Genomic DNA, 12355 nt, shown 5'->3' with positions numbered 1-12355 from the left:
AGTCAGTTCAGTCTCATGCGTCCTGACGAGGACGGGTGCGCCGATCTCAGGAGGAGTCGGTACGTAACGTCGACCAAAGTGAACCGGCCCCGGCGTGCGGCACGTGCCGCACGCCGGGGCCGGGAAGCCTGTCGGCCCGGTCAGTACGAGCGCGCGACGATCGCGAGCGTACCGGGGGCGTCGTCCGCCTCCGGGACCGACCCGTCCTCGGCGATCAGGCAGCGCACGGAGACGGCCTGCTCCGCCAGCTTCGCCTCGCCCTCGGGACCGAGGTCGGCCCACGGGATCCGCGCCCAGCCGCCGGCGATGGCGGCCTCGGCGGCCTCCCCGATGGTCGCGACGTCGGACGTACGGGCCTCGCGGCGCTCGCGGGACTCGCGCAGCAGCTGCGCCTGGTCCTCGTCCAGCACCTTGGGCAGCAGGTCGGCGAGGGCGTCGATCTGCACCGGGGTCTTCCCGCCCGGGATCCGGCGGGCCAGCATCGCGGTGCCGGCCTCCAGGTCGCGGGGGCCGATCTCGATGCGGACCGGTACGCCCTTGAGCTCCCAGTCCACGGCGCGGCGGCCGAAGGGGGTGTCGACGCGGTCGTCGACGAACACGCGCAGGCCGGCCGCCTTGAGCTGGGCACCCAGCTCGCGGACCTTGGCCACGGCCTCGTCGCCCTTGATCGCCATGACGACGACCTGGACGTGCGCGAGGCGCGGCGGGACGCGCAGGCCGTTGTCGTCGCCGTGCGACATGATCAGGCCGCCGACCATGCGGGTCGAGACGCCCCACGAGGTCTGCCAGACGAGCTCCTGCTTGCCTTCCTTCGACAGGTACTGCGTGTTGAAGGCCTTGGCGAAGTTGGTGCCGAGCTCGTGGCTCGTGCCCAGCTGCAGGGCCTTGCCGTCGCCCATCATGCCCTCGAGGGTGAGGGTGTTGATGGCGCCGGCGAAGCGCTCCTTGGCGGTCTTGCGGCCGAGCACGACGTCGATGCCGAGCACGTTCGTCATGAAGTCGCCGTAGACGTCCGTGTGGATGCGGGCCGCGTAGTCGCGGGCGTCCTCGTAGGTGGCGTGGGCCGTGTGGCCTTCCTGCCAGAGGAACTCGCTCGTACGGAGGAACACGCGCGGGCGCATCTCCCAGCGGACCACGTTGGCCCACTGGTTGATCAGCAGGGGCAGGTCACGGTAGCTCTGGACCCACTTGGAGAAGTAGTCGTTGATGATCGTCTCGGAGGTGGGCCGGACGACGACCGGCTCTTCCAGCTCCTTGCCGCCGCCGTGCGTGACGACCGCGAGCTCGGGGGCGAAGCCCTCGACGTGCTCCGCTTCCTTCGTCAGGTACGACTGCGGGATGAACAGCGGGAAGTACGCGTTCTGGGCGCCAGCGTCCTTGATGCGCGCGTCCATCTCCTGCTGCATCCGCTCCCACAGGCCGTAGCCGTACGGTCGGATGACCATGGTGCCGCGGACCGGACCATTGTCGGCCAGCTCGGCCTTGTTGATCAGATCCTGGTACCAGCGGGGGAAATCCTCCGCCTGCGGGGTGAGAACGGGTGCCTTTGCCATGCCGCGAATCGTACGGCGCCCGGCACGCGATACGTGAATCGGGTGGCGCGCTCCTCTGGACGCGGGCGCGAATGGGGAGTTCTCTGGCAACGGGGGCACGGGGGCGACACGGAATCAGGAGCGCTCTTTCGATGACACCGACGCCGACGGCGACGCTCGTCGCCCGGGACTGGGCGGAGATCCAGGAACGGATGCTTGTACCGCTGTACGAGGCGGTCTACGACCGGCTGGAGGTCGGGCCGGGTGACCGGCTGCTCGGCCTGGAGTGCGGGGCGGGCCTGGCCCTGCTGCTGGCGGCCGGGCGGGGAGCCGCGGCCACGGGCGTGGAGGCGGATCCGGCCCGGCGGGCACTGGCCCGTGAGCGGCTGCTGGAGGTACTGGCGGCCCCGCCGGAGCCTGCTTCGCCGCCCCGGCCGTACGACGCCCTGCTCGCCTTCTCCCCGGCCCCCGCGGCCCTGGCGGCGGCCCTGCCCGCGGTCCGCCGCGGCGGGGCGGTGGTGCTGGCCGACTGGGGGCCCGCGGAGCGCTGCACGGTGCCCTCGGTCCTGGGCGGCGGGCCCGCGCCGCGGGATCTGGACGCCCTGGTGGAGCGGGCCGGGCTGAGACCGGACGGTTCCGGGCGGGTGTTCTGCCCGTTCGGGTACGCGGACGTGGACAGCGCGGTACGCGGACTGCTGTCGACCGGGCTCTACGACCGCACGGCCGATCCCGTGCTGGCGGAGAAGGAACTGGCCGAGGCGCTTCACCCGTTCGAGCGGTCCGACGGCGCCGTGTGGCTGCCGAACATCTTCCGGTATGTGATCGCCAGGGTGGACTGACGGCGGGACCTGAGGCCGCACCTCAGTCGGCGCCGTACGCCTTCGTCATCCGGGTGATGCCCGCGGCGGCGTAGGCGGCCGGTTCGTCCAGGGTCTCGCTGGCGAGGAGGGCCTGCGCCAAGGCGTCCAGCTGCGGGCGGTGCTCGCGCAGCAGCCGGCAGGCCTCGATGTAGCACTCGTCCACGATGCGCCGCATCTCGTGGTCGACGGCGTCGAGGGTGGCGGGGGCGGCGGACAGGCCGTAGGGGCTCTGTCCGTCGGAGGGGATCGCGGTGAGGCGGCCGATCCGCTCGCTCATGCCCCAGCGGCCGACCATGCCGCGGACGATGTTGGTCACCTGCTCCAGGTCGTTCTCGGCTCCGGTGGTGATGAGGTCGTAGACGACGTGCTCGGCCGCCATGCCGCCGAGGGCGCCGATGATGCGGCCGCGCAGGTACTCCTCGGTGTAGGCGTACCGGTCCGCGTCCGGGGTCGAGAGGGTGACGCCGAGTGCGCGGCCGCGGGGAACGATCGTGATCTTGCGGACCGGGTCGGCGCCCGGCTGGAGCATGCCCAGCAGTGCGTGGCCGCTCTCGTGGTAGGCGGTGCGCCGGCGCTCCTCCTCCGGCATGACCAGCGGTCGCTCGGCGCCCAGCTGGACCTTCTCCAGGGCGTCCGACAGGTCCGACTGGGTGACCTGGGTCTGCTGGCGCTTGACGGCCAGCAGGGCGGCCTCGTTGGCCAGGTTGGCCAGGTCCGCTCCGGTCATGCCGGGCGTGATGCGGGCCACCTGCGCGAGGTCCACGCCCTCGGCGAGCGGGATGTCCCGGGTGTGGATGCGCAGGATGGCCTCGCGGCCGGCCCGGTCGGGCGGGGAGACGACCACCATGCGGTCGAAGCGGCCGGGGCGGGTCAGCGCCGGGTCCAGCACGTCGGCGCGGTTGGTGGCCGCGAGGACGATCACGCCCTCCGAGCCGGAGAAGCCGTCCATCTCGGTGAGGATCTGGTTGAGGGTCTGTTCGCGTTCGTCGTGCCCGCCCATGGCGCTGCCCCCGCCGCGGGCCCGGCCGATGGTGTCGATCTCGTCGATGAAGATGATGGCGGGGGCCACCTTGCGCGCCTCGGTGAACAGTTCGCGCACGCGGGAGGCGCCGACTCCGACGATCATCTCGATGAACTCGGAGGCAGAGGCGGAGAAGAAGGGCACCCCCGCCTCGCCCGCGACCGCCCTCGCCAGCAGGGTCTTGCCCGTGCCGGGCGGGCCGGAGAGCAGGACCCCGCCGGGCATCCGGGCGCCCATCTTCCGGTACTCCTGCGGGTTCTTGAGGAAGTCGACGACGTCGTTGAGCTCGCCCTCGACCTCGTCGATGCCGGCCACGTCCTCGAAGGTGGTGCGCCTGTCGCCCGTCTCCAGCTCCACCGGCCTGGGCGGGGCCTTGCGGCCCAGTGCGCCCATCCCTCCCGCTCCGGAGCCCATCCGGCGGGCGATGACCACCCACAGCAGGACCAGGAGGAGCATCGGGGCGAGCGAGATCAGCAGGTTGGCGAGGAAGCTGCGCTGCACGACGACCGGGGAGGCTGTCACGGTCACGTTCTGCTGGGTGAGGTCGGCCCACAGCGCGTCGTCGGCGAAGGCCGGGCGCTGGGTGACGAATTTGGTGTAGTCGCCCTTGTCCCCGCCGGGCAGGGGCTGCGCGGCCTTCAGCTGGCCCTGGATGGCGTCGCCCTTGGAGTAGATCTTGGAGACGTTTCCGGCGGCGACCTGCTTGCTGAACTCGGTGTACGAGATCGTCGGCTCGTCGCCCTCGTTGAAGAAGGACAGCACCAGGTTGGTCACCAGGTAGACGATCAGAGCGGCCAGGATGAGCCCCCGCCAGCCGCCCGGCATTCTCTTCTTCGGCGCGGGGGTGGGCGGTGCGCCTTCCGAGCGCCAGGGCGTGTCGGCCCTGTCTCGGGGAGGTACGGGGGTGGGGCTGGGCACGGGGCGCCTCCTTCTGCCATCCTCCCGGCCGACCATAAGGGATAGAACGGGCCGTCGCCCCAGCGGGAAAGAAGCAGGAGGGCCCCCACCGTGCACACACGGTGGGGGCCCTCCTCGCGCACCTGCGGGGGTGCTACTTCATGAACTTCTTGAACTCGTCCGGAAGGTCGAAGTCCTGACCGTCCTGGCCGCCCGCCGGAAGACCGAAGGGGTTGCCGGCGGCCGCGGGCTCGATCGCCTGCGGGCCCTGCTCGCGGCGGGCCGCGGCTGCGGCCTCCTCTTCCTTGCGCTTCATCGGGTTGCCGCTCTTGCGCTTGCCCTTGGCCTGCTTGACCTGCTTCTTCTGCCGGCCGGGGCCGCCGCCCATCCCGGGGATGCCGGGCATGCCCGGCATTCCGCCGCCCTGGGCCATGCGGGACATCATCTTGCGGGCCTCGAAGAACCGCTCGACCAGCGACTTGACGGCGCTGACCTCGCTGCCGGAACCCTTGGCGATACGGGCACGGCGCGAGCCGTTGATGATCGTCGGGTCCTGGCGCTCGGCCGGGGTCATCGACTTGATGATCGCGGCGGTGCGGTCGACGTCGCGCTCGTCGATGTTGTTGATCTGGTCCTTGATCTGCCCCATGCCGGGCAGCATGCCGAGCAGCTTGGAGATGGAGCCCATCTTGCGGACCTGCTCCATCTGGGCCAGGAAGTCGTCGAGCGTGAACTCCTTGGGGCCCTTGGCGAGCTTGGCCGCCATCTTCTCGGCCTCGGCCTGCGAGAAGGTCTTCTCGGCCTGCTCGATGAGGGTGAGCATGTCACCCATGTCGAGGATCCGGCCCGCCATGCGGTCGGGGTGGAACGCGTCGAACTCGTCGAGCTTCTCGCCGTTCGAGGCGAACATGATCTGCTTGCCGGTGACGTGCGCGATGGAGAGCGCGGCACCGCCCCGGGCGTCGCCGTCGAGCTTGGAGAGCACGACGCCGTCGAAGCCGACGCCGTCGCGGAAGGCCTCGGCGGTGTTGACCGCGTCCTGGCCGATCATCGCGTCGACGACGAAGAGGATCTCGTCGGGGCTGACGGCATCGCGGATGTCCGCGGCCTGCTGCATCAGCTCGGAGTCGATGCCGAGGCGGCCGGCGGTGTCGACGATGACGATGTCGTACTGCTTGGTCCGCGCGTACTCGACGGAGTCCTTCGCGACCTGGACCGGGTCGCCGACGCCGTTGCCGGGCTGGGGCGCGTACACGGCGACGCCCGCGCGCTCGGCGACGACGCTCAGCTGGTTGACGGCGTTGGGGCGCTGGAGGTCGCACGCGACCAGCAGCGGGGCGTGACCCTGCCCCTTCAGCCACAGGCCGAGCTTTCCGGCGAGGGTGGTCTTACCGGCACCCTGGAGACCGGCCAGCATGATCACGGTGGGGGCGGTCTTGGCGAAGCGCAGCCGCCGGGTCTCGCCGCCGAGGATGGTGACGAGCTCGTCGTTGACGATCTTCAGGACCTGCTGGCCCGGGTTCAGGGCCTTGCTGACCTCCTCACCGCGCGCGCGTTCCTTGACGTTCGCGATGAAGGAGCGGACGACCGGGAGGGCGACGTCGGCCTCGAGGAGCGCGATACGGATTTCCCGGGCCGCTGCGTCGATGTCAGCCTCGGACAGCCGGCCTTTGCCGCGCAGGCCCTTGAAGGTATTCGCCAAGCGGTCGGAGAGCGTATCGAACACGGTGGTCGCGATTCCTCGGGTTCGGGGGCGTGTGGTCGTCCCCCAGGGTATCGGGCCCTTCCCCCATCCGGGGACCTGCCCGCTCCCGGTGCGGGTCCGCCGCTGTCCGGGGCTCCCTCCCCGCCCGGCCCTTTCGCCGTTTCCGGGGGCCCGGCCCCCGGAAACGGCGCCGCGACCTAGGACAGCGCGGCCGTCACCGAGGCGGCCAGGTCCGCCGCCTCGGCGGGGTCCAGCGGCTTGCCCTCGGGGGTGGTGACGTACAGGGTGTCGACGGCGTTCGCGCCCAGCGTGGAGACGTGGGCGCTGCGCACCCTGACGCCCGCCGACTCCAGGGCCCGGCCGATCCGGTGCAGCAGTCCCACCGCGTCCGGGGCCCGCACCTCCAGGACGGTGGCCAGCAAGGACACGTCCGGGACCACCGTGACCCGGGGCGGCGGCGGGACCACCCCGCGGCGGCGCGGGTAGGCCGCCTCGCGGTCCGCCAGCTTCGCCGGGACGTCCAGCGAGCCGTCCAGGGCGCGGACCAGGTCGGTACGGAGCCGGGCGGCCTGCGGCAGCGCGCCGTACTCCGCCGCCACCCGCCAGCGCAGCACCAGGACCTCCCCCAGCCGGTCCGGGAGCTCCATGGAACGCAGGTCGGCCGCCCGTACGGTGAGCCGGTGCAGGGCGAGCACCCCGGCCGCCGCCGGGAGGACCCCCGGCTGGTCGGGGACGGCGACGACAAGCTCCACACCGACCGCGTCCTCCTCCTGGCGGGCCTGGAGCGCGAGGACCGGCTCCCCGGTGCGCAGGGCCTCCACCGCCAGGCGTTCCTGTTCGGTGGTCGGGATCTCCGGTTCACCGGCCGCGGGGGCCGTGCCGCGCAGTACGGCGGCGACCCGCACGACGAGGTCCGCCACGAGCGATCCCCGCCACGCGCTCCACGCGGCCGGCCCGGTGGCCAGGGCGTCCGCCTCGGTCAGGGCGTGCAGTATCTCCAGCGTGCCCACCGAGCCCACGGCGTCGGCGACCGCGCGGACGGTGGCCGGGTCGTCCAGGTCGCGCCGGGTCGCGGTGTCGATCAGCAACAGGTGGTGCCGTACGAGCACGCCCAGCACGTCGACGTCCTGGGCGTCGAAACCGATCCGGGCGGCGACGTCGCGTGCGATGGTCTCGCCGGCCACCGAGTGGTCCCCGGGCCAGCCCTTGCCGATGTCGTGCAGGAGCGCGGCCATCAGCAGCAGGTCGGGGCGGCCGACCCGGCGGGTCAGTGCCGAGGCCCGCACGGCCGTCTCGATCAGGTGCCGGTCCACCGTCCAGGTGTGGACGGGATTGCGCTGCGGGCGGCAGCGCACCCGCTCCCAGTCCGGGAGCAGCCGCGTGATCAGGCCCTCCGCCTCCAGGGCCTCCCACACGACCACCGTCGGCTCCCCCGCGCCCAGCAGGGTCAGCAGCTGCTCCCGCGCCTCGGCCGGCCAGGGCACGGGGAGCGGTTTGCCCTGCGCCGCGAGCCGGCGCACGGCGTGCAGGGAGACGGGCAGACCCGCCTGCGCGGCGGCCGCGGCGAACCGCAGGGCGAGTACGGGGTCGCGGTCCGGGCGCGCGGCCAGGGCCAGTACGGCCTCGCCGTCGGACTCCACCACGCCCTCGGCCAGGGGTGCCCGCGCGGCCGCCCGGTCGCCGCGGACGGACAGCAGCCCGCGGAGCCTGGGCCGGGCGGCGCGGGCCCGCAGGACGCGCCCGACCTCCCGCCAGGTCACGTCCGCTGCGTACGCGACGACCCGCGCGGCCTCGTACACCTCGCGCAGCAGCGCGTCCGCGTCGAGCAGTCCGAGCCGGTCAGCGACCTGGTCCTGTTCCTGGAGCGAGAGCCGGTCGGTGGCCCGGCCGGTCACCAGGTGCAGGGCGTCCCGGGCGTCCAGGAGCCGCCGCCGGGCCTCGGCGAGGCCCTCGCGCGGGGCGTCGGCCAGCCAGGACGCGGCGACCGCCCGCAGCGCGGTGGCGTCGCGCAGGCCCCCGCGGGCCTCCTTGAGGTCGGGTTCGAGCAGGAAGCGCAGTTCCCCGGCCCGCTCGGCCCGTTCCCGGCACAGGGAGTGCAGTTGCGGGAGCCGCTTGGCGGCCTGGTTGCGCCAGTCGGCCAGTACGGAGGTGCGCAGGCCGGCGAGGAGTCCGGCGTCGCCGGCGACGGTACGGGCGTCCAGCAGGCCGAGGTGCACCTTCAGGTCCTCGGCGGCGGTCTTCCGCGCCTCGGCGGGGGTCCGTACCGAGTGGTCGAGGGCGAGGCCGAGGTCCCACACGGGGTACCAGAGGCGGTCGGCCAGCGCGCTCAGCGCCTGCGGCTCCGCCTTGCCGTCGTGCAGCAGCACCAGGTCGAGGTCGCTGCGCGGGGAGAGTTCGGCCCGCCCGTAGCCGCCGACGGCCACCAGGGTGGCGCCGCGGACGCCGGTCTCCCGTACTGCGGTCGTGAACAGGCCGTTCAGCCATTCGTCGGTCAGCCCGGCCAGGGCGGAACGGCGCGAAGGCCCGGACTGCGACTCCTCCTGGAGGAGTCGCAGCCGGGCCGCGGCGTATCCGCTGGGTCCCGAGTCGGCCGTGTGGTCCGTGTTCTCTTCGACGCTCGTCACCCAGAAGCTCCCGTCAGCTAGAGCGCGTCAGCGCCGCGCTCGCCGGTGCGGACCCGTACGACCGAGTCCACGGGGACGCTCCACACCTTGCCGTCACCGATCTTGCCGGTGGCCGCGGCGCTCACGATCACCCGGATCAGTTCCTCGGCGTCGGAGTCGTCGACCAGTACCTCGATGCGGATCTTGGGTACGAGGTCGACCTGGTACTCGGCACCGCGGTAGACCTCGGTGTGGCCGCGCTGGCGGCCGTAGCCGCTGGCCTCGGTGACGGTGAGTCCCTGTACTCCGAAGGCCTGGAGGGCTTCCTTGATCTCGTCCAGCTTGTGCGGCTTGACGATCGCGGTGATCAGCTTCATGCGTCAACCTTCTTGCTCGCGGCGGAGGGGGTGGGTGCGGCGGTGCTCCGCGAGGCGGCTCCGCCGCCGGCTCCGCTGAAGTCGTAGGCCGTTTCGGCGTGTTCGACCTGGTCGATACCGGCGACCTCGTCGTCCTCGGACACCCGCATCCCGATCGTCTTGTCGAGGAGGAAGGCGAGCAGCGCCGACGCCACCAGAGAGTAGGCCAGGACCGCGAAGACGCCGATGGCCTGCTTGCCGAGCTGTTCCAGGCCGCCGCCGTAGAAGAGGCCGGCCACGTCGGACTGGACCCCGCCGGTGGCGAAGAGGCCGACGAGCAGGGAGCCGACGACACCGCCGACGAGGTGGACGCCGATCACGTCGAGGGAGTCGTCGTAGCCGAACTTGTACTTGAGGCCCACGGCCATGGCGCACAGCAGACCGGCGATGGCGCCGACGGCGATCGCGCCGAGCGGGCTGACCGCACCGCCCGCGGGGGTGATGGCGACGAGGCCGGCGACCGCGCCGGAGGCCGCGCCGAGGGTGGTGAAGGAGCCGTGGCGCAGCTTCTCGTAGGCGAGCCAGGCGAGCATGGCGGCGGCGGTGGCGACCTGGGTGTTGACGAACATGACCGCGCCGACGCCGTCGTCGTTGCCGAGCCAGGAGCCCGCGTTGAAGCCGAACCAGCCGAACCACAGGAGACCGGCGCCGAGCATCACCAGGGGGAGGCTGTGCGGGCGCATCGGGTCCTTCTTGAAGCCGACGCGCTTGCCGATGACCAGGATCACGCCGAGGGCGGCGGCGCCGGCGTTGATGTGGACGGCGGTGCCGCCCGCGAAGTCGATGACGCCGAGCTCGAAGAGCCAGCCGCCGGCGCCCCAGACCCAGTGGGCGACGGGGAAGTAGACGACGGTGACCCACAGGGCGGTGAACAGGACCCAGGCGCCGAACTTCACGCGGTCGGCCAGCGCACCGCTGATCAGGGCGGGGGTGATGACGGCGAACATCAGCTGGAAGACGGCGAAGACGTAGACCGGGATGGTGTAGCCGTCCCACAGCTCGGTGATCCCGATGCCGCTGAGGCCGACGTAGTCGGAGTTCCAGCCGATGAGGGAGCCGGAGTCGGTGCCGAAGGCGAGGCTGAAGCCGTAGAGGACCCACAGGATCGTGACGATCCCGAGGCTGATGAAGCTCATCATCAGCATGTTGAGGCTGCTCTTGACGCGGACCATGCCTCCGTAGAAGAAGGCGAGTCCCGGGGTCATCAGCATGACCAGGGCGGAGCAGATGAGCATGAACCCGGTGTTCGCGGCAGACAGCGTCGGGGCGTCTGCCGCGAGGGTCGTGATGGCTGATGCCATCGGCGTCTCCTCGTCGTCGGTACGTTCGCGTGCGGGCGATCGTGAAAACCTGAGCGGCGTAAAAGGGGTGTCCGGCCGGGCTGGGGAGGCTGGCCGGTTAATGACCCCGAGATTCGCGCAGGCCGGTTTCCGGCGGCGCCGCTCGGTGTTTCGCGCCCGTGACGAAGAGGGCGGGCGTGTTACGCGTCAATGAACAGGTGGATCACAAGAGCCGGCCGCGGCAGTACCCGGATGTCCTGGCTGGGGGAGCCTGATCGGGCTTCACGGGGTGACTGCCGCGGCCGGGGCCTCGGGGGCGGCCGCGTGGGCCGTCAGACGGCCTCCGCGGCTTCGGGCAGCCGGGAGGCGAGGTGGTCGGTGAGCCGGACCACCTCGGCGACGTCGCCGTACTCACGGGCGGCCGTGTCCACGGTCTTGCGCAGTCGGGTGTTCACCCGTTCGGACCGCACCTTTCCCGCCACGTCGAGGGCGCGGTCCACGAGGGCCGCGGCCTGCTCGGGCTCGCGCTGCAGCAGGTGGACGGTGGCCATGCCGATGAGGTTGAGGGCGTATGAGCGCTGGTGCTCCTCGTCCTTCTCGAAGAGCTCGACGGCCCGTTCCATGACGGGTTCGGCGAGGGAGGCGTACATGGGGCTGCGGCCGGCCACGTAGGCCAGGTCCCGGTACGAGTGGGAGTTCTCGCCGTTCAGCTCGGCCTCGGAGAAGAAGCGGATCCAGTCGGGCTCGGGCTCGCCCGCGAAGCCGACGTCGGAGAAGGTGTCCTCGGCCATCCGCACGGCCCGCTTGCAGCGGCTGGGCTGGCCCATGTTGGCGTACGCGCGGGCCTCCATCGCATACAGCATGGCCTGGGTGCGCGGGCCGGCGCAGTCGCGGCTGCCGTACTGCGCGAGGTGGACGAGTTCCAGGGCGTCCTCGGGGCGGCCCAGGTGGATCATCTGGCGGCTCATCCCGGAGAGGATGTACGAGCCGAGCGGCTTGTCCCCGGCCTCCTTCGCGGCGTGCAGGGCAAGGACGAAGTACTTCTGCGCGGTGGGGTGCAGGCCGATGTCGTAGCTCATCCACCCGGCCAGTTCGGCCAGTTCGGCGGCGACCTTGAAGAGTCGCTTCATGACCGGGGCCGGGTGGTTCTCCTGGAGCAGGTCGGTGACCTCGTGCAGCTGGCCCACGACGGCCTTGCGGCGCAGTCCGCCGCCGCACTGGGCGTCCCACTGGCGGAACATGACGGTGGTGGCGTCGAGGAGGTCCAGCTCCGGTTCGGAGAGCCGCGGCGGCCGGTGGCCGCCGAGGGCCCCCGTCGGCCCCGCCCCGCGCGGTCCCGGGTCGGCGGCCGGTACCGGTACGAGCCAGCGCTGCATGGGCTCGATGAGGGCGGGGCCGGCGGAGAGCGCGAGCGAGGTCCCGAGGAAGCCGCGGCGCGCGAGCATCAGGTCGCTGCGGGAGAACTCGCCGAGCAGTTCGACGGTCTGCGGGCCGGCCCAGGGCAGGTCGACCCCGGAGACGGAGGGGGTCTGGTGGGCGGTGCGCAGGCCGAGCTGTTCGATGGCGACGACGGAGCCGAAGCGCTCGGAGAACAGCTCGGACAGGATGCGCGGCACGGGCTCGCGGGGCTGTTCACCGTCGAGCCAGCGGCGCACCCGGGAGGTGTCCGTGCTGATGTGGTGGGCGCCCATCTGACGGGCCCGGCGGTTGACCTGCCGGGCGAGTTCGCCCTTGGACCAGCCGCTGCGGACGAACCACGAGGTCAGCTGGTCATTGCGCGCAGCAGCATCCTCGATCGTTCCGCTTGCGCCGTTGCCGCTCACTGGAACGCCCCCATCCGCTCAGCATCTTCCACACGAAACCCTGGCGTGGGCGCCGTGCGCCACCACGGACCTTCACAGGTCCTTCACGTATTGCCTCCGGCATACCCACGGACGGGTCACCTTCGGTTTCGTGCACCGAAAGTAATCCTACGATCACCCCTGCGGCGAGGTCGATTCCAGAAACGCCACCATTCGCCACCCCTTCGAATGAACCCGCC

General features: G+C 71.8%; 8 protein-coding genes. 1 reads left to right on the top strand and 7 read right to left on the bottom strand.

What is annotated here, in order from left to right:
- Positions 1–140: 140 nt before the first annotated feature.
- Positions 141–1553: a proline--tRNA ligase gene (proS, locus tag OG753_RS29600; RefSeq protein WP_327264657.1), complete on the bottom strand. Its 1413-nt coding sequence runs from the start codon at positions 1551–1553 to the stop codon at positions 141–143.
- 131 nt (positions 1554–1684) lie between these two features.
- Here proS and OG753_RS29595 point away from each other — a divergent pair, with 131 nt between their 5' ends.
- The gene (locus OG753_RS29595; RefSeq protein WP_405790791.1) at positions 1685–2371 is read left to right on the top strand and encodes a methyltransferase type 11; all 687 of its coding nucleotides are present in this window, start codon (positions 1685–1687) and stop codon (positions 2369–2371) included.
- A 22-nt stretch (positions 2372–2393) separates the two neighbouring features.
- On the opposite strand, the gene ftsH is transcribed toward OG753_RS29595, so the two are convergent.
- The 6 genes from ftsH to OG753_RS29565 all read right to left on the bottom strand — a co-directional run bounded on the left by ftsH (position 2394) and on the right by OG753_RS29565 (position 12137).
- Positions 2394–4331, bottom strand: coding sequence for an ATP-dependent zinc metalloprotease FtsH (gene ftsH, locus OG753_RS29590; protein ID WP_405790790.1), 1938 nt, complete (start codon positions 4329–4331; stop codon positions 2394–2396).
- A 133-nt stretch (positions 4332–4464) separates the two neighbouring features.
- The gene (ffh, locus tag OG753_RS29585) at positions 4465–6036 is read right to left on the bottom strand and encodes a signal recognition particle protein (protein WP_327264654.1); all 1572 of its coding nucleotides are present in this window, start codon (positions 6034–6036) and stop codon (positions 4465–4467) included.
- A 176-nt stretch (positions 6037–6212) separates the two neighbouring features.
- Positions 6213–8639, bottom strand: a complete 2427-nt coding sequence (locus OG753_RS29580; protein WP_405790789.1) for a [protein-PII] uridylyltransferase — start codon at positions 8637–8639, stop codon at positions 6213–6215.
- Positions 8640–8656: 17 nt separating this feature from the next.
- The gene (locus OG753_RS29575) at positions 8657–8995 is read right to left on the bottom strand and encodes a P-II family nitrogen regulator (RefSeq protein WP_030009357.1); all 339 of its coding nucleotides are present in this window, start codon (positions 8993–8995) and stop codon (positions 8657–8659) included.
- Complete coding sequence (locus tag OG753_RS29570) at positions 8992–10335, bottom strand: ammonium transporter (protein WP_327264652.1); 1344 nt, start codon at positions 10333–10335, stop codon at positions 8992–8994. The genes OG753_RS29575 and OG753_RS29570 overlap by 4 nt, the downstream gene beginning before the upstream one ends.
- A 311-nt stretch (positions 10336–10646) precedes the next feature.
- Positions 10647–12137, bottom strand: coding sequence for a hypothetical protein (locus OG753_RS29565; RefSeq protein ID WP_383204502.1), 1491 nt, complete (start codon positions 12135–12137; stop codon positions 10647–10649).
- Positions 12138–12355 lie beyond the last annotated feature (218 nt).

Origin of the sequence: Streptomyces sp. NBC_00029 (assembly GCF_045160505.1) — a bacterium.
Taxonomy (GTDB): Bacteria; Actinomycetota; Actinomycetes; order Streptomycetales; family Streptomycetaceae; genus Streptomyces.
This window is presented reverse-complemented; position numbering and strand designations above follow the sequence as displayed.

What these genes read in the sequence shown, in the direction of transcription:
- OG753_RS29595 (WP_405790791.1), top strand. Translation starts at nt 1,685, where the DNA reads ATGACACCGACGCCGACGGCGACGCTCGTCGCCCGGGACTGGGCGGAG.
- OG753_RS29575 (WP_030009357.1), bottom strand. Translation starts at nt 8,995, where the DNA reads ATGAAGCTGATCACCGCGATCGTCAAGCCGCACAAGCTGGACGAGATC.
- OG753_RS29570 (WP_327264652.1), bottom strand. Translation starts at nt 10,335, where the DNA reads ATGGCATCAGCCATCACGACCCTCGCGGCAGACGCCCCGACGCTGTCT.
- proS (WP_327264657.1), bottom strand. Translation starts at nt 1,553, where the DNA reads ATGGCAAAGGCACCCGTTCTCACCCCGCAGGCGGAGGATTTCCCCCGC.